This window comes from Streptomyces sp. V3I8, assembly GCF_030817535.1.
Lineage (GTDB): Bacteria > Actinomycetota > Actinomycetes > Streptomycetales > Streptomycetaceae > Streptomyces.
Map to the genome: position 1 here is coordinate 4,527,169 of NZ_JAUSZL010000002.1, position 16,373 is coordinate 4,543,541.

A 16,373-nucleotide genomic window follows, 5' to 3' on the forward strand; every position below is an offset into this window, starting at 1 on the left:
GGAGGAGACTACGGGGATGCCCGGAACCGTCTTGCTGATCGCAGCGTCGCCGACGGGCAAGGGCTGCCTCGTGGACGCCGCGTCCGTACTCCCCGTCCTCGCCGCGGTGGCCCCCTCCGTGCTCTCGGGCACCGACACCGCGAACGTGGTCGAACTCGCCGACCCGCTGCAGCCGCAGGCGGTCCTGACCCGGCTGCGCGCCGCCGCGACGGCCCCCGGCCCGCTCACGGTCTTCCTCGCCGGGCAGCTCCAACTCGACCGCCGCCAGCGGCTTCCGCACCTCGCGCTGGCCCGTACGACCCCCGCGACCGTCCGCTACACCGGCTTCCCGTGGCACTGGATCCGCGAGGAACTGCGGCTGCGCACCCCGGGCAGCACGGCCCTGCTCGTCGACCTGCACACCGATGCGGAGACCTGGCTGCACCTGGGCGCCCAGCCCCTCACCGTGGGGCCGGGCGTCGCGCTGTACGGCCGGCTGGCCCCGCCTCCGCCGCGCCGCTCGGTGGCGGTGCCCACGTACATGAAGTCCCTGGCCACGATCCTGCGCAGCGGCCACCGCCCGCCGCTGGCCCGCCTCCACCAGCAGGCCCTGACCCGGTCGCACGGCGAGGACCCGGACTCCGGCGGCCGCGACCTCGTGCTGGCGTTCGAGCCCAGACATCCGGGAGCGGCTCCAACCTCCGCCCCCGCCCCCGTCTCCGTTCCTGTTCCCGTTCCCGTTCCTGTTTCCGTGGTTCCGCCTCCGCTCCCGCCGGCCGCGCCACCTGCTCCCGCCCCCGAACCCGCTCCCGCCGACCCGCATGCCGAGATCACCGCCGCCGTCCAGGGCGGCCGGCACGCCGAGGCGGCCGCCCTGGCCGAGTGGTGGGAGCGGACCGCGCTGCGGACGTACGGGCCCGGGGCCGACGAGGTCGTGCACTGGATGGAGGTACGGGCGGACCTGGCCATGTTCGCCGGCGACGCCGAGCTCAGCTGCCGGATCTGGCTGGCGGTGGCCGACGCCCGGCTGGCCGCGGGGCAGTCCCCGGCCGCGGCCGGTGTCGAGGCGGCCGTCGACCGGGCGCACCACCAGTGGGGCCGGATCGGCGACCCGGCGCGCGTGCGTGAGCTCGGACCGGCACTGGCCGTCCTGCGCGGGCGCGTGCCGGGACGGCGGCAGGGCGCGCTGGACGACATCCAGCGCAATCTCAGCCGCCTCCAGACACAGACCTAGACCTAGACACAGACCTAGACCTGAGACCTGGACCTGGGACCTAGACCTGAGACCTGGACCTGAGACCTGGACCTGAGACCACCGGAACCCGCGGTCCGGGACCGCGCCCGCCCCGTACCCGCCCTCCGCGCCCGGGGGTGCCGGTTACAGAGGCGGGTGGGCCGGGGCCGGGCCCAGGGTGGTCGTGCCGGGGGCGGTGCGGTGCCCGAGTCCCGTCCGGTACGCGTCCAGGGCCGCGTCGATCCGGCCCGTACGCCGCAGCAGGTCACCGAGCAGCCGGCACAGGTCGGCCAGGTCGCCCGCCGCGCCGGCCCGTTCGAGCAGGCTGAGCGCGCGGACGTAGTGTTCCTCGGCCGTCTCGGTGTCCCGGCCGTCCTCCGCGATGATGCCGAGCAGCCGGTGCGCGCCCGCCGAGTGGACGGCCCCGCGCTCCGAACTCAGGTCGCCCAGCACGCCGTGCAGCAGCGCCGCCGCCTCGTCCGACTTGCCGCGCCGGTGCAGCACGTCCGCCAGCTCCACCGCGACCTGGCTGGTGTAGAGCGTGGCGCGCTGGGCGGTGTGCATGGACAGCGCCTCGCGCAACTCGCTCTCGGCGCGCTCCAGGTCGCCGTTCTGCACGGACAGGTATCCGCGCATCCAGTGGCAGTTGGCCAGCTCGGTACGGATCTGGAGCTGGCGGTACAGCTCGGCCGCCTTGCCCAGGGACGCGTCGGCCTCGGCCATCCGCCCCTCGGCGATCATCGTGCGGGCGACGGACCGGTGCATACGCGCCAGCAGCGCGGGATCGCCGACCTGCGGGGCCAGCGCCAGCGCGAACTCCGCGGCCTGCGCGGCGCGCGCGTGCGCACCCATGTCCATGTAGGGCGCGATCACCGCCGCGTAGAGCAGCAGCAGGGCGTCGGGGTCGTGCAGCCCGCCCTTGTTCAGTTCGTCGATGGCGGATTCCAGCAGGTAGCAGGCGTAGCGGAGTTCGCCCGCGAGGTAGTGCGAGACGGCCCGGCCGCGCAGGGCCGGCACGCGCACGGGCAGGGGTTCGTCCGCGAGCCGCTTCTCCGACTCCTCGAAGCGCTGCCGTGCCGTCGCCAGGTCCCCGGTGTCCAGGGCGCACTCGCCGAGGCCGAGCAGCGCGGCCGCGCACTCGGCGTCGAGGCCGTGGGCCTCGGCCTCCGCGAGCAGGGCGGTGTACTGCTCGGCGGCGACCTCCGCCTCGCCGGTCGCCAGCGTGCGCCGGGCATCGGTGAGCCTGAGCCGCAGACCGGTGGCGAGGTGGGCGGGCCGCCCGGTCGCCAGTTCCTCGTACGCGACCCCGAGCCGCTCGGCGATGTGCCGCAGCGCCTCCTCGGAGGGCCGTACGCGTCCTGCCTCCAGCGTGGAGACGTACGCGGGGGTGTAGGCGGGTTCCGCCAGTTGTTTCTGTGTCAGCCCGCGTTCCGTACGCAGCAGCTGCACTCTGCGCCCGATGATTCCCGGGTCGTCGCGCTCGGCCATGGCGTAAGCATGCCAGTAAGCCGACTTACACCTGTCCGCTATCCAACTTCCGCTTGCAACGGGACAGTTAACTCTTGCCGCGGGGGCGCCGATCGGCTCAATGCGGCCCTTGCCGTGGGGGCGGACACGCTCTAGGTTAAGCGGCGCATTAAGCGCACGATGAAGCACGTTTAATACGCTGGCCTACGTTGACGATGCGAGGTTGTCGCCGTGTTCCGACGCATTGCCGCGCGTTACCTCCCGGCTCGTTTCATCGCGGCGCTGAGCGCTGCCGTGCTTGCCTTCGCCGCGCTGGTGAGTGCGGCGAACGCGGTGCCCCGGTAGGCACCGGCTCCCCCTGAGGGTCCCCGAGGGCTTCCCCCCCCCGGGGCGCTGCCCCGCCGGGTTGAAAGTGGTTTCTCAACTCCTGCCCGGGGTGTGCACAGGGACGGCCGTTAGCGTGCTCCGCCGTATGGAGAATCTACGGCGGAGTGTGGGCGACGGGGTGCGGGTGGCCGCCCGTGCGCTGGTGTACGCGGTGGTCGGCGGGACGGCGCTGCTCACCGTCGTCACCGTGGGGTCCGTCCTCGGGCCGACGGTCGCGCTCGATCTCGCCACTCCGGCCACGGCCGCCTGGTGGACGGTGTTCACGGCCGTCGCCGTACAGGGCATCCCCTTCCTGCTGCTGGGCACGGTCGTGTCGGCGGCGATCGGGGCCTTCGTTCCCGAGCGGGTCCTCAGACGCGTACTGCCGGGGAACCCGGTGCTCGCCGTACCCGTCGCCGGGGCGGCCGGGGCCGTACTGCCGGGGTGCGAGTGCGCATCCGTGCCCGTGGCGGACAGCCTGATGCGGCGCGGGGTCGCGCCGGCCGCCGCGCTCGCCTTCCTGCTGTCCGCGCCCGCCGTCAACCCGGTCGTCCTCGTCGCCACCTCCCTCGCCTTCCCGGGGGAGCCGGCCATGGTCGGCGCCCGGCTCGTCGCCTCGCTCGCCACCGCCGTGGTGATGGGCTGGCTGTGGGTGCGCTTCGGCAAGGAGGAGTGGCTGCCGTCCGTACGGCGCGGGACCGGCCCGGCGACCGCCGCGGGCGGGTGGCGGGGCTTCCGGGACGGGCTGCGGCACGACTTCCTGCACGCCGGGGGCTTCCTGGTGCTGGGGGCGGCGGCCGCGGCGACGTTCAACATCCTGGTGCCGCGGTCCCTGCTCGGCGTGTTCACCGGTTCGCCGTGGCTGTCGGTGCCGCTGCTCGCGGTCCTCGCGGTGGTGCTGTGCGTGTGCTCCGAGGCGGACGCCTTCGTGGCGGCCTCGCTGACCGGGTTCTCGCCGACGGCGCGACTGGCCTTCATGGTCGTCGGCCCCATGGTCGACCTGAAGCTCGTCGCCCTGCAGGCGGGCACCTTCGGGCGGGCGTTCGCGGTGCGGTTCTCGTCCGTGACCTGGGTGGTGGCCGTGCTGAGCAGCGTGCTGGTGGGCGGGTGGCTGCTGTGAGCCCCCGTCCGCGCCCGCGCCCGCGCCCGCAGAGCGTGCTGCTGCTCCTGTGCGGGGCGGCGCTGCTCAGGATCTCCCTCTTCGGCGAGCTGTACCTGCGGTACGTGAAGGAGGGCCTGCGCCCGTACCTCATCGCCTCCGGCACGGCACTGATCGCCCTGGGCCTCCTGGACCTGCTGACCCGCCCCCACGCCGAGGACGCCACGAACGCCGCCCCGAACGCCGACACGAAGAAGACCCCGCTCCGTGACAACCCCCACGACCACGACCACGCCCGAACCCCCCGCGTCGCCTGGCTGCTCACCGCTCCCACCCTCGCCCTCCTCCTCTTCCCGCCGCCCGCCCTCGGCTCGTACAGCGCGGAACGCGAGGAGGCGAGGGTCGCCGCGCAGGGCGCCGGCACCTTCCCGGCGCTCCCGGCCGGGGACCCCGTCGACCTGACCCTCGGCGCGTTCGCCTCCCGGGCGGAGTGGGACACGGGCGCGTCGCTGGCGGGCCGCACGGTCCGCCTGACGGGCTTCGTCACCCGCGACGACGACGGCACCTGGTCGGTGGCCCGGCTCCTCGTCACCTGCTGCGCCGCCGACGCCCAGGCCCTGAAGGTCGGGATCCGCGACGAGGAGGCCCCGCCCGCCGACACCTGGGTCACGGTCACCGGCACCTGGCACCCCACGGGCACACCGGGCACGGACGAGGCCCGCCCGGTCCTGGACGCGACATCGGTGAAGACGACGACGACACCTTCGAACCCGTACGAGAAGCGGTGACGTCGGCGACGGCACTTGGAAAAGTAGTTCAACCGGGGCCGATACCCGCGATTCCGGCGTTACAGTTCCCTCCTGACGCGCAGGGTGAGGGACGCGTCACACATCGCGACGAAGAAGCCGCCGGGTGATCCAGAGCGGCGGTGCATCTGGGGGGCCTCGTGCACGAGATGGTCAAGGGCGCCAATGTCGAACTGACGGCATTGAGCGAGGACGTGGGCTCCGTCATGGTGAGCCTGGGCTGGAGCAGCCCGACGGGCGAGGGCGACGCGGACGTGTCCGTCCTGCTGCTGACGTCGGACGGCAAGGTCCGCAGTGACACGGACTTCTACTTCTACAACAACCCGGTGGCGGCCGACGGTTGCGTGCAGCTGCTGGGCAAGGCGCCCACGGCGGACGGCAACGAGGACCGCATCACCTTCGACCTGACCGCGATCCCGGCGGACGTCGAGCAGATCGTCGTGGCGGCGAGCCGTTACGACGGAGCAGGGTTCGGGGACCTGGACGACGTCCGGGTGACACTGGCCGACGGCTCAGGCGAAGGGCTGCTGCGGTTCTCCATCGAGGACGCCGGGGCGGTCGGCGCACTCCTCTTCGGCGAGCTCTACCGGCGCGCGGGCGACTGGAAGTTCCGTGCCATCGGGCAGGGGTACGAGTCCGGGCTCGCGGGTCTGGCCCAGGACTTCGGCGTCGATGTCGACGACGACGCGGAAGAGGCGGAAGAGGCCGAGGCGGCGCAGCGGGCCGGGGTGGAGGTACCGACCGAGGCCGTTGCCGTGGAGGCGGAGCCCGCTGCCGACGCGGGAGCGGTTCCGGCGCTCGTCGTCGTGCCCGAGCAGGCGGCGGCGGAGCCGGCGGTGGACGGTACGGCCGAGGCCGTACCGGTGCCGGTTTCGGTGCCGCCGCCCGTACCGGTACCGGCACCCCGGCCCCGTACGGCCAAGAAGAAGGTCACGCTGCCCAAGGTCGCCAAGAAGTCGCTCGCGGAGAACGACTCCTGGCGGTCCGCCCGGCTCTTCCCGGTCTCCGCCCTGAAGAGTGACCGCGACAGGGAGACCCGCGCGACATCCGTACTGCTGTCCGTGATGGCGCAGGTGCCGGAATTCGGCCGGCGGCTCACCGCGGAGTTCGGGGCGCCCGCCGGACGCATGGAGACCTTCACGGAGGTCTCGCTGCCGAACGGCGACTCCCCGCGCCGGCCGGACGGTGTGATCCGCGTGGAGCGGGCGGGCAAGCTCTGGACCGCACTGGTCGAGACCAAGACCAACGGCAACTCCCTCAAGCCGGACCAGGTGCAGGCGTACGCCGACATCGCCGCCCGCCGGGGCTACGAGGCCGTCATCACCCTGTCCAACGACGTGGAACTGGACGGCAGCCCGCTCGTCGACGTCAAGACGGACGGCCGGCGCAAGCACAAGGTGGCGCTGCGGCACCTGTCGTGGGCCGAGGTCACCCACCAGGCCCAGATGCTGATCCGCCACGAGGGCGTCGGCAACGCGGCACACGCCTGGCTGCTCCAGGAACTCCTGCACTACCTTCAGCACGACAACTCCGGATGCCACGGATTCCAGAACATGGGACCGGCCTGGGTGCCCGTGCGCAACGGCATCGACGACGAGACCCTCTGCCAGGGCGATCGGCGGGCGGTGGAGGTCGTCGAGAACTGGGAACGCCTCGTCCGGCAGGTGTGCCTGCGCCTGGGCGGAGAACTCGGGCAGAAGGTGCTGCCCGTGCAGCGGACGAAGCGCGGTACGGATCCCCGCGCCCGCCGAGCGGACCTCGCCGACCAGCTCTGTCTGGCGGGCAGACTGGATTCCGAGCTGCGTATCGAGGGCACCCCGGGCATCCTCGCGCTCTGCGCGGACCTGCGGACCGGCAGACTCCGTACGTCCATCGAGATCGCCGTCCCGGAACAGGGCTATCCGCTGACCTGGGCCAAGCGGCTCGTCCGTCAGCTCACCGAGGCCCCTGCCGACCTGCATGTCGAGACACTGCTGTCGGGTCAGGCCGGCGGGCCGCGCGGGACGCTGGAGCGACTGCGTCCGGAACCCGGTGACCTCCTTCCCAAGAACGCTGCCGAGATCGCGGGCTTCCGGCTGTCCCTCTTCCGGAACATGGGCAGCACGCGCGGCGCCGCCGAATCCGGTTTCATCCGCAGCGTCGACGAGGCCGTGGACCGTTTCCACGACCACGTGGTCACACACCTGGAACGGCGCCCGGCCTCAACGCGTCGTTGAGCCCGGGTCGTGCGTCCGGCCCGGGGGACGGTCACGCCGTCCCCCGGCCCTCGCGTCACGGACGTGGTGCGGTCGTCGGTTTCGGTGGGGGCGGGAGGGTGCCTCCGGGGGAGCCGGCGAGTTGCCATACCTCGTTCAGTTGCTGGGCGGCGTACGTGCCGGGCTCCTGTGTGCCGGTGAGGCCCGTGACCCGGACGGGCTTTCCGTCGCGTTCGGCGAACAGGGCCAGGGTGACGGCCAGTTCCGGTGAGTACACGCTCTCCCAGACCGTCCGTGTGCCCGGGCCGCTGCCCGCGCCCGCCGAGTGGCCGGCCGGCAGGGCGGGCACCGGCTCCGGCACGGCGGTCCGTGTCGGGGGCCGCGCCTTGGCCTGCGCGAAGAGGGGGTCCGTGGCGTACGGCCCGCTCATCAGGCCGGCGGCGAACGCCGCTTCCTTCTCGTGCATCGCCGTACGCCTCTCCGGCCGTGTGGTGCGCACCGTACGGCCCGCCTCGGTGATCTTCGCGACGGTGTACGGGGTCGCGTAGGTGCCGCCGGCGGCCACGGTGGCGTACGCCGAGTTCAGCCGCAGGGGCGTCGGAGCCGTCTCCTTGGCGAGCCCGGCCAGCGGGCCGCCGGACCGCAGGGTCCTGGCGAACGGTTCCAGGACGGTGCCCGCCTCGACCGCCCCGTCGACGGCGTCGTTGAACGGCTGGTGCGCGTAGTCCGCCCCGCCGTACAGCACCCGGACCGCGCCGTCGCCGGGAACGGTCGCCACGACGGCCGTGTGCAGCCGCGCGCCCTTGCCGCCGCTGCCGCCGCCCTCGCCGTCCGCGGCCGTGGCCGTCCGCTCGCGCACCAGCTCCGCCGTCTCGTCCTGGAGGGCGAGGTCGAAGGTGGTGTGCACCGTGTAGCCGCCGCGCGCCAGCTGGTCCTGGGTGATGCCGAGCCGGTCGGCGGCCTCGGCGGACGCCGCGTCGATCAGGTACTGGCGCCGCCCGTCCGTGCTGCCCGGCGGGTAGAAGCGGAAGGCCGGGAAGCGGGCGGCCGACCGCTCGCCGGCACTGATCGCGCCCGAGTCCGCCATCGCGTCGAGGACCCACGCCCAGCGCCGCCGCAGCGTCCCCGTCACCTTCGCGTCCGCGCCCGCCCGTTCGTAGTACGAGGGCAGATTGAGGATCCCCGCGAGGGCCGCGCCCTGGGAGACCGTCAGGTCCCCGGCACCGACGCCGAAGTAGTTCCGGGCGGCGGACTCGATGCCGGCGGCGCCGCGGCCGAAGTACACGGTGTTGAGGTAGCCCTCCAGGATGTCGTCCTTGGACCGGGTACGGTCCAGCTTCACGGCGATCAGCGCCTCGTGCGCCTTGCGCTGCAGGGACTGCTCGGGGGTGAGCAGGGCGTTCTTCACGTACTGCTGGGTGATGGTGGAGCCGCCCTGGCGGTCGCCGCCCGTCACGGCGGCGAGCGCGGCCCGCAGGATCGCGGAGGGGGCGACCCCCGAATCCGTACGGAAGGAGCGGTTCTCCGCCGCGATCACGGCGTCCTGGACGTGCCGGGGGACCTGCCGCAGCGGGATGTCCTGGCGGTCGACCGGCCCGCGCCGGCCCAGGTACTCGCCCTCGGAGTCCACGAAGACCGTGCTCTGGCTGACGGTCTCGGGGTGCGGCTCGGGAATGGGCGTCATCCGGTACGCGACGACCAGCGCGGCGCACGCGGAGACGAACAGCGCCAGCAGGGCGGCCAGGACACGGCGGAGCCGGCGGCCCCTGGTGCGGCGCAGACGGAGCCGGACGCGGCGCAGACGCCCGCCGACGGCACGGAGCCGGTCGCGGGCGCCGCCGGGGGCATTCCCCCCGCCGGCGCCGCCGCGGTCACCGTGGCGGCCGCTCATGAGGGGGTGTCCGTCCGTGCGACGAGCTTGCCCGCGGAGTCGTACGCCTTCACGTCGACGTCGTTCGGCAACTTCCCGCCGTCGTCGGGGAACCGGGTGTCCGCGTACCAGGCCGACCAGCCGGGGGAGCCCGCCAGGGTGAGGACGCGCGCGGTGAACGTCCCTTCGGAGGTGCGCAGTTCGACGCGCGACACCTCGCGGGTGCCCCGGTGGACCCCGGAGAGGAGGAGCCGCCCGCCGGACGCGGTCTCCGCCCGGACGGTCAGCCCGGAACCACCGTCCTCGTCCAGGCGGTGGAACAGGTTCGGCTGCCCCGGCGCCGACCAGTGCGTGCCGTCCTTGGTCAGCCACAGCTCCACACCGGGCATGGCGGTGACGCGCTCGCCCGGCGTGACGACCCGGACCGCCGTGTCCTGCACCGATATCCGCTCGCCGCCGCCCCCGGAGTCCGTGCCGCGGACGGCTCCCATGACCAGCGGCACCAGGAGCAGGGCCCCCGCCGACGTGAGCACCGCCGTGGTCCGGCGCCGCTGCCTGCGGCGCGTGCGGCCGGCCTCCTCGACGGCGCGCCGGGGGACGGGCCCGGGCAGGGCCGGACTCCCCGCGTACGGGCCCTCGCGGTACGCGGGATGGGCGCGCAGCGCCTTCCCGGCCCGGCGCCGGAGCGCTTTGACCGCGCCCGGCGAGGAGCCGAGCAGCGCGGCCACCTCACGGTGGCCCAGCCCGTCCCAGTGCTGCAGCACGGCCACCGCCCGCCGCCGGGGCGGGAGCGCGGCCAGCACCTCGGTGAGCGGGTCGAGCGGATCGGGGGCGTACGGCGGCGGTGCGGGCGTGGCCTGGGCCCCGAGGACGCGCGCGGAGCGGACGAGCGGCCGGGGCCGGCGCCGCAGGAAGTCCCGTACCAGCGCCCGCCGGACGTAGAACTCCGCGTCGTCGCCCGGTATCCGGCGCCGGGCGTACACCTCCGCCAGCGCCGTTCTCGCGCGTCTGTCCGCGTCGGCGGTGTTCCCCGTGAGCAGCAGGGCCGTACGCGTGAGCCGGGGCCAGTACGCCTCGGCACGGGCGGTGAAGTCGTCGTCCATGGTCAGTCGAGCGCGACGATGCGCGCCACTCCCTCCGGCTCAGTCCTGCGTGGTGCTTGTGCTTCGATGTACGCGACCTGTGTGACGTACGGGACCTGTACGCACGACAGAGGCGGCCGGGTTGCACGGGACTTCCGAGAACAGCGGCAGGGGGTGTGGCGGGGGATATGACGGAGGACGAGTTCGACGGGTTCTACGCGGCCGCGTTCCCCCGGCTGACCGGGCAGCTCTACGCCTTCACCGGTGACCACGGCGAGGCGCAGGACGTCGTCCAGGAGGCGTTCGTCCGGGCCTGGGACCGGCGGCGGGAGTTCCTCGCCGACGGGGCACCCGAGGCCTGGATCCGTACGGTCGCGATGCGGCTCGCGGTGAGCCGCTGGCGGCGGGCCCGGCGCTGGCTGGAACTGGTGCGCCGCAATCCGTCGCCGGAGCACACACCGGGGCCGGGACCGGAGCGGGCCGTCCTCGTGGCGGCGTTGCGGGAGCTGCCCGAGGCACAGCGCATGGCTGTCGTTCTGCACCATCTGTGCGACTTGAGTGTCGAACAGGTAGCCTCCGAAACCGGTGCGCCCGTGGGGACGGTCAAGGCCCGGCTGTCCCGTGGCAGGGCGGCACTGGCACGGCGGCTCGGCGAGGCCGACGAACTGGGTGAGAGGGAGGACGACCGTGTCCGATGAGCCCGCACCCGGCCGCCGGCCCGAGGACCGGCGCGAGGACCGGAGCGAGAGCGGGTACGAGAGCGGGTACGGGAACCGGCCCGGGGACGACGTGCGCGGCGCCGATTCCGTTGGCTCGGAACTGGCCATCGCGCTGCGCGGGCTGGCGCAGGACCACGAGGCTCCGGCCGCCGTCCCGGGGGCCGAGATCCGCCGTCGCGCGGTACGCCGCCGGCGGCGCCGCGGTGCCGCCCTGGCCACCGCGGGAACCGCCGGCCTCGGGGCGCTCGCCCTGGTCCTGGCCGTGGTGCTGACCGGCGGTGAGGACACCCGCACGGCGCCGCCCGCGGCCGGTCACGGCGTGCGGACCCCGTCGCCGGCCACCGCCGTGCCCTCACCGGTCACCGTCGCCGCCACGGTGGACCTCGCCCGGCGGGAACTGACCGCCGGGGGGCGCACCCTGCCCGTCTCCGCCGGGGTGGACAAGTCTCCGACGCCGACGGGGCTGATGACGGTCACCGCCAAGTACAAGGTGGCCATGGTGCCCGGCACCGTGGCGGGCTGGGACCAGTACGAGGTCAAGTCGGCCTGGGTGGTGCGGCTGCGCGGCCCCGACGACCGTACGAACTACCTTCTCGCCCTCGGCTGGGACGAGAAGGCGCCCGGCAGCTACGACAGCACCGGCGGCGCCATCGGGATGCGGACCGCGGACGCGATGTGGCTGTACGGGGTGCTCGACCCGGGATCGGTGGTGGAGGTGGTGGGGCCGGCCCCGGAGCAGCCGGTCCCGACACGCTCGGCCACGCGCTCGGCCACGGACACCGGCACGACGGACACCGGCACGGAGGAAGCGACACCGGGGGCGGCACCGCCGGAGGACGCGGCGGAGGTGTCACCGCCGGAGCCGACGGCGGCCCCGGGCAACGGCGTGGGTGCCGACACCGGCGCGGACGGCGGCGTGGGCGCGGACGAGGGTCCGGTGCCGTCGCGGTAGTCCCCGGAGTCCGGGGTGAGGTCCGGGGACCACCGCGGGGCCGGTTCAGTGGGCGTGCGGCATGAGCCGGTCCACCACGCGGCGGGCCGCGCCCGGACGGGGCCCGGGGACCGCAGGCGGACGTTCCCAGTCGCAGGGCGGCGTGGGCCGGCGGTGCGGGACCGCGCCCTGTTCCTTCAGCGCGACGCTCACCAGACCCAGCAGGAGCTGGACGTCGGCGTCGCAGTCGAGGAGGACGGTGATCCAGGAGGCGCCCGGGCGCACCCTGATGGCACTGGCGTGCAGCAGTTGGGGGAGCAGTCGTTCGACCGCCGTGGGGGTCAGGCAGAGGTCGACGGAGTCGTCGGAGTGGAAGTGGGCGATCTCGTGTCCCGCCGAGGCGAATGCGAGCCCGGTACCGCACCGGGGCGGGCCACTTACCAGGTTCGGCCAGGTCTCCAGGAGAGCCATGGCGCGATGAGCCGCGGTCATGACCTCATCCTCGCGCACGCTTCACCTGGAGGACCACCCCCAGCAACCTTCGACTACGCCCGCGACACGAGCAGTTACCCGATCACCAGTCGGTCCCCGTTCCCGTCTCCGTGTCCGTCTCCGTCTCCGTTTCTGTCCCCGCCCCTGCCTCCTGTTCGTCCTGCGGGGCCAGCTCGTCGGAAGCCTCGTCACTCCCGTCGGTCCCGTCACTCCCGTCGGCCTCGGACGCTCCGGAAGGCGCCGGGGACTCGGCGGTCCCGGCCGCCTCCGAGGGCCGTGCCGCCGGCGTCCGGCCGGCGAGGACGTCCCGCAACCGCCGCGTGCCCGCCTCCGCGGCCTCCCGGGTGTCGTCGGCGTCGATCTCGTCGAGGCCGCCGTTGGTGAGGGAGAGCGCGCTGTCGCCGACCCGTACGGCGGCGAAGTCCAGGGTGAGGACGGCGGGCAGACCGCCGCCGTCACCGCTCACGGTCACCCGCAGGCCCTCGCGCGCCTCGCCCAGGCCGGGCAGCGGCGCGGCGGCGGCCTGCACCGTGAACCGCCCGCCCCGGACGTCCGTGGCCGTGAACTGCCCGCAGGTGTCCGGCACCGTCCTCAGCCAGGCCAGCGAGGCGTCCAGCGCCGCCCGGTCGTACGCCCCGATCTGGTAGCGCACCTGCGCCTGGTCCTCGGCGTCGTCGAGGCCCGTCACCGCGCGGGCCCCGGCGGGCTCGCCCAGCAGGTCCTCCGCGTACAGGCCGTCGAGCAGCCGCTGGCAGTCGGGGACGTCCGCCTTGCCCTTGAGGAGGGCGTCCCGCCAGGTCGCCGCGCCCTCGGTGCGGGTCCAGCCGTCGCCCAGGTCGGCGGGGGTGACCAGCGCCGACTTCGCCTGCGCCTCGGTGAGCGTGGGCGCGACGGTCACCGAGGGGGAGGGCGACGCGGCCCGCGCGGCCACGGGGGAGGCGGAGCCCGCCGTGTCGTCCGCGGCGCCGCCCCGGCCGTCCGAGCACCCGGCCGTGCTGAGCAGCGCGGCCACCGCCAGGACCGGGACGAGGACAGCGGCGGTACGCCGGGCACGGCGGGGCGGACGGTTCAGCACGGATGCCTCCTACGGCTGCCTGCGACAGGGACCACCTCTCACGGCACCACCGCGCGCCGCCCCCCACCAGCGCACCGGGCCGACCGGGTGAGCCGGGGAGGGAGCGGCGGGTCCGGGATGCCCGCGTCCGCCGCCGAGGCCAGACTGGGACCGTGCCGGGAAGGATCGAGGACTACGCCCTCGTCGGAGACCTGCTGACCGCCGCCCTGATCGGCCGCGACGGCAGCCTCGACTGGCTGTGCCTGCCCCGCTTCGACTCCCCCGCCTGCTTCGCCGCGCTGCTGGGCGACGAGGACAACGGCCGCTGGCGGATCGCCCCGGTGGCCGCGTACGACGGCGGCCTGACCTCCCGGCGCCGCTACCGCGGGGACTCCCTCGTCCTGGAGACCGAGTGGGAGACGGACACCGGCCGGGCCACCGTCGTCGACTTCATGCCGCGCCGCGACGGCGCCCCCTGTGTCGTACGCGTCGTCGAGGGCGTGGCCGGCACGGTCGGCCTGCGCATGGACCTGCGGCTGCGCTTCGGGTACGGGAGCGTGGTGCCCTGGATGCACCGCGAGCACGGGCAGCTCACGGGGGTCGCCGGCCCCGAGTCGGTGCGGCTGTCCACCCCGGTCCCGCTGGCCGCGCACGGGCGGGCCCACACCGCCGACTTCACCGTCACCGCGGGCGAGCGCATCCCCTCCGTCCTCACCTGGGGGCCCTCCCACCTGCCCGCGCCCGGCCCGGTGGACCCCTTCGAGGCGCTGCGCCGCACGGAGGAGTACTGGAGCCGCTGGCTGGAGCCCTTCTCGTACGACGGCACCTACCGTGACGCGGTCGTACGGTCCCTCATCACCCTCAAGGCCCTCACCTACGAGCCGACCGGCGGCATCGTCGCCGCGCCCACCACCTCGCTGCCCGAACAGCCCGGCGGAGTACGCAACTGGGACTACCGCTACTGCTGGCTGCGGGACGCCGGCATGACCCTGGAGGCACTGCTGCGCAGCGGCTTCACCGCCGAGGCGGACGCCTGGCGCGGCTGGCTGGAACGGGCGGTGGCCGGCCGCCCGCAGGACATCCAGATCATGTACGGCATCGGCGGCGAGCGCCGGCTCACCGAGTGGACGGCCGACTGGCTGCCCGGGTACGAGGGGTCGCGTCCGGTACGCATCGGCAACGGCGCGGCGCTGCAGCAACAGCTCGACGTACCGGGCGAGTTGATGGACACCCTGTCCCTGGCGCTGGGCGCGGGACTGCGTCCCCAGCGGCATCTCGTCGCGCTCCAGCGGGCCGTGCTCGACCATCTGGAGAAGGTGTGGTCCCGCCCCGACCAGGGGCTGTGGGAGACGCGCGGCGAACCCCGCCACCACGTCCACTCCAAGGTCATGTGCTGGGTCGCCTTCGACCGCGCGGTCCGGCTGGCCGAGGAGCACGGGCGCCCCGGGCCCGTCGCGCACTGGCGCGGCGTCCGGGACCGTATCCACCGGGAGGTCTGCGAGCGCGGCTTCGACCCGGCGCGCTCCACGTTCACGCAGTCCTACGGCTCGCGCGCCCTGGACGCCGCGCTGCTGCTCATCCCGCGCACCGGCTTCCTGCCGCCGGACGACCCGCGGATCGTCGGCACGGTCGCCGCCGTCGAGCGCGAGCTGGCGGACGGTGACGGCCTCGTCCGCCGCTACTCGACGGGCCGCGCCGCGGGGGGTGGAGCCGTCGGCCCCGACGGGCTGACCGGCGGCGAGGGCGCCTTCCTGGCCTGCTCCTTCTGGCTCGCGGACGCCCTGCGGCTGACCGGCCGCGAGGACGAGGCCCGGAGCCTGTTCGAACGGCTGCTGCTCCTGCGCAACGACGTCGGACTGCTGGCCGAGGAGTACGACCCCCTCGCCCGGCGCCAACTGGGCAACTTCCCGCAGGCGTTCACGCATGTCCCGCTCGTGCGGGCGGCCTACGGGCTCGACGGCCACGCGACCGGTCCGGCACGCGGAACCGTTCCGTGATCCGTTCGGTGAAGCGGCGGTGCATCCCGGGTGACTTCTGCGAGGCTGACCCGATGCAGACCCTTTACAGAAGACTGCTCGGCATCCTCCCGCGCATAGGCGTGCGGGTGGTCGACCTCGGTCCCGGTACGGCTCTGGTGTTCCGGCGGGGCGAACGGACCGTCGTCCCCGTGGGACGCGGGGCCGATCTGGTCGCCCGCGGCAAGGAGCGGTACACGGTCACGGACGCCGGCGCGGACACCTGGGTGGTGGCCCGCGGCTCCACGGGGCGGAGCGTGACGAGCGTCCCCCTCGGCGGCGCCGGGGCGCGGCTGCTCCTCGACGGGACGGTACCGGCGGACGGGGAGCGGGAGTTCCAGCTCGCCGCCTCCCACTACCTGTGCGCCCAGCATGTGGCGGCCCTGCTGGAACTGAACCGCGTGAACTGCGTGTTCGACGTCGGGGCCAACACCGGACAGTACGGGAAGGGGCTGCGGCGGTTCGGGTACACCGGGCGCATCGTGTCGTTCGAGCCGGTCTCCGACACGTTCGCGAAGCTGCGGAAGTCCGCTGCGGGCGATCCCGACTGGCACGTGTACAACTTCGCGCTCGGGCGTGAGGAGGCCGTCCGGTCGATCCACGTGGACTGGAAGTCCATGAACTCGCTGCTGCCGCCCAGCGAGTACGGCAAGGAGCGGTACCGGCGGTTCGCCAAGGGGCGTACCGAGGAGATCGAGATCCGGCGGCTCGACGACGTGATGCAGAAGGCGCTGGAGGGGATCGAGGACCCGCGGCCGTATCTGAAGATGGACACGCAGGGCTTCGACATGGAGGTGTTCGCGGGGGCGGGCGAGCGGATCCCGGAGTTCGTGGGGATGCAGTCCGAGGTCGCCGCCCTCCAGCTGTACGAGGGGAGTCCGGCGATGGGGGAGGCCGTGGCCGCGTACGAGGCGGCGGGCTTCGGGGTCACCGGGATGTACCCCGTCACCCGGGACCCCGCGACCGGCCGGGTCGTGGAGTTCGACTGCGTGATGGTGCGGACGGGGCCCCACTGATCGCGCGGTTCTCCGCGCCCCTGCTTTTTCAGGGGCGCGGAGAACCGC

At 74.0% G+C, this 16,373-nt stretch carries 13 protein-coding genes; 8 read left to right on the forward strand and 5 right to left on the reverse strand.

The features are described 5' to 3' along the window. The first annotated feature begins 16 nt into the window (after window positions 1-16). Complete coding sequence (locus QFZ75_RS20105; protein WP_307538832.1) at window positions 17-1,213, forward strand: hypothetical protein; 1,197 nt, start codon at window positions 17-19, stop codon at window positions 1,211-1,213. A gap of 144 nt (window positions 1,214-1,357) precedes the next feature. Here QFZ75_RS20105 and QFZ75_RS20110 read toward each other — a convergent pair whose 3' ends face one another. Beyond that, window positions 1,358-2,701, reverse strand: a complete 1,344-nt coding sequence (locus QFZ75_RS20110; RefSeq protein ID WP_307538834.1) for a helix-turn-helix domain-containing protein — start codon at window positions 2,699-2,701, stop codon at window positions 1,358-1,360. 451 nt (window positions 2,702-3,152) lie between these two features. On the opposite strand from QFZ75_RS20110, the gene QFZ75_RS20115 reads away from it, so the two are divergent. The 3 genes from QFZ75_RS20115 (at window position 3,153) to QFZ75_RS20125 (ending at window position 7,167) form a co-directional block, all read left to right on the forward strand. Further along, window positions 3,153-4,166, forward strand: a complete 1,014-nt coding sequence (locus QFZ75_RS20115) for a permease (protein ID WP_307538836.1) — start codon at window positions 3,153-3,155, stop codon at window positions 4,164-4,166. Then, window positions 4,163-4,933, forward strand: a complete 771-nt coding sequence (locus QFZ75_RS20120) for a TIGR03943 family protein (RefSeq protein WP_307538837.1) — start codon at window positions 4,163-4,165, stop codon at window positions 4,931-4,933. The genes QFZ75_RS20115 and QFZ75_RS20120 overlap by 4 nt, the downstream gene beginning before the upstream one ends. 167 nt (window positions 4,934-5,100) lie before the next feature. Beyond that, window positions 5,101-7,167, forward strand: a complete 2,067-nt coding sequence (locus QFZ75_RS20125; protein ID WP_307544614.1) for a TerD family protein — start codon at window positions 5,101-5,103, stop codon at window positions 7,165-7,167. A gap of 55 nt (window positions 7,168-7,222) precedes the next feature. Here the strand turns inward: QFZ75_RS20125 and QFZ75_RS20130 are convergent, their stop codons facing one another. Next, window positions 7,223-9,037, reverse strand: coding sequence for a transglycosylase domain-containing protein (locus QFZ75_RS20130; protein ID WP_307538839.1), 1,815 nt, complete (start codon window positions 9,035-9,037; stop codon window positions 7,223-7,225). After that, complete coding sequence (locus QFZ75_RS20135; RefSeq protein ID WP_307538841.1) at window positions 9,034-10,119, reverse strand: sigma factor-like helix-turn-helix DNA-binding protein; 1,086 nt, start codon at window positions 10,117-10,119, stop codon at window positions 9,034-9,036. Before QFZ75_RS20135 ends, QFZ75_RS20130 begins: the two co-directional genes overlap by 4 nt. 167 nt (window positions 10,120-10,286) lie before the next feature. On the opposite strand from QFZ75_RS20135, the gene QFZ75_RS20140 reads away from it, so the two are divergent. Both QFZ75_RS20140 and QFZ75_RS20145 read left to right on the forward strand, forming a co-directional pair. Then, window positions 10,287-10,796 (forward strand): SigE family RNA polymerase sigma factor, encoded by a 510-nt coding sequence (locus QFZ75_RS20140; RefSeq protein WP_307538842.1) that lies wholly within the window; start codon window positions 10,287-10,289, stop codon window positions 10,794-10,796. Next, the gene (locus tag QFZ75_RS20145; RefSeq protein ID WP_307538844.1) at window positions 10,786-11,769 is read left to right on the forward strand and encodes a L,D-transpeptidase; all 984 of its coding nucleotides are present in this window, start codon (window positions 10,786-10,788) and stop codon (window positions 11,767-11,769) included. The genes QFZ75_RS20140 and QFZ75_RS20145 overlap by 11 nt, the downstream gene beginning before the upstream one ends. A gap of 45 nt (window positions 11,770-11,814) precedes the next feature. Here QFZ75_RS20145 and QFZ75_RS20150 read toward each other — a convergent pair whose 3' ends face one another. Together QFZ75_RS20150 and QFZ75_RS20155 are read right to left on the reverse strand one after the other, a co-directional pair. After that, a complete protein-coding gene (locus QFZ75_RS20150) occupies window positions 11,815-12,240 on the reverse strand; it encodes a luciferase family protein (protein WP_307538845.1) in 426 nt (141 codons plus the stop codon). Between the two features lie 82 nt (window positions 12,241-12,322). Next, window positions 12,323-13,315, reverse strand: a complete 993-nt coding sequence (locus QFZ75_RS20155) for a hypothetical protein (protein ID WP_307538847.1) — start codon at window positions 13,313-13,315, stop codon at window positions 12,323-12,325. A gap of 152 nt (window positions 13,316-13,467) precedes the next feature. On the opposite strand from QFZ75_RS20155, the gene QFZ75_RS20160 reads away from it, so the two are divergent. After that, window positions 13,468-15,291, forward strand: coding sequence for a glycoside hydrolase family 15 protein (locus tag QFZ75_RS20160; RefSeq protein WP_373465904.1), 1,824 nt, complete (start codon window positions 13,468-13,470; stop codon window positions 15,289-15,291). Window positions 15,292-15,344: 53 nt separating this feature from the next. Further along, complete coding sequence (locus tag QFZ75_RS20165) at window positions 15,345-16,325, forward strand: FkbM family methyltransferase (RefSeq protein ID WP_307538851.1); 981 nt, start codon at window positions 15,345-15,347, stop codon at window positions 16,323-16,325. Window positions 16,326-16,373 lie beyond the last annotated feature (48 nt).

Coding starts and splice junctions, on each gene's coding strand:
- QFZ75_RS20105 (WP_307538832.1), top strand. CDS start 17: ATGCCCGGAACCGTCTTGCTGATCGCAGCGTCGCCGACGGGCAAGGGC.
- QFZ75_RS20110 (WP_307538834.1), bottom strand. CDS start 2,701: ATGGCCGAGCGCGACGACCCGGGAATCATCGGGCGCAGAGTGCAGCTG.
- QFZ75_RS20115 (WP_307538836.1), top strand. CDS start 3,153: ATGGAGAATCTACGGCGGAGTGTGGGCGACGGGGTGCGGGTGGCCGCC.
- QFZ75_RS20125 (WP_307544614.1), top strand. CDS start 5,101: ATGGTCAAGGGCGCCAATGTCGAACTGACGGCATTGAGCGAGGACGTG.
- QFZ75_RS20130 (WP_307538839.1), bottom strand. CDS start 9,037: ATGAGCGGCCGCCACGGTGACCGCGGCGGCGCCGGCGGGGGGAATGCC.
- QFZ75_RS20135 (WP_307538841.1), bottom strand. CDS start 10,119: ATGGACGACGACTTCACCGCCCGTGCCGAGGCGTACTGGCCCCGGCTC.
- QFZ75_RS20140 (WP_307538842.1), top strand. CDS start 10,287: ATGACGGAGGACGAGTTCGACGGGTTCTACGCGGCCGCGTTCCCCCGG.
- QFZ75_RS20150 (WP_307538845.1), bottom strand. CDS start 12,240: ATGACCGCGGCTCATCGCGCCATGGCTCTCCTGGAGACCTGGCCGAAC.
- QFZ75_RS20165 (WP_307538851.1), top strand. CDS start 15,345: ATGCAGACCCTTTACAGAAGACTGCTCGGCATCCTCCCGCGCATAGGC.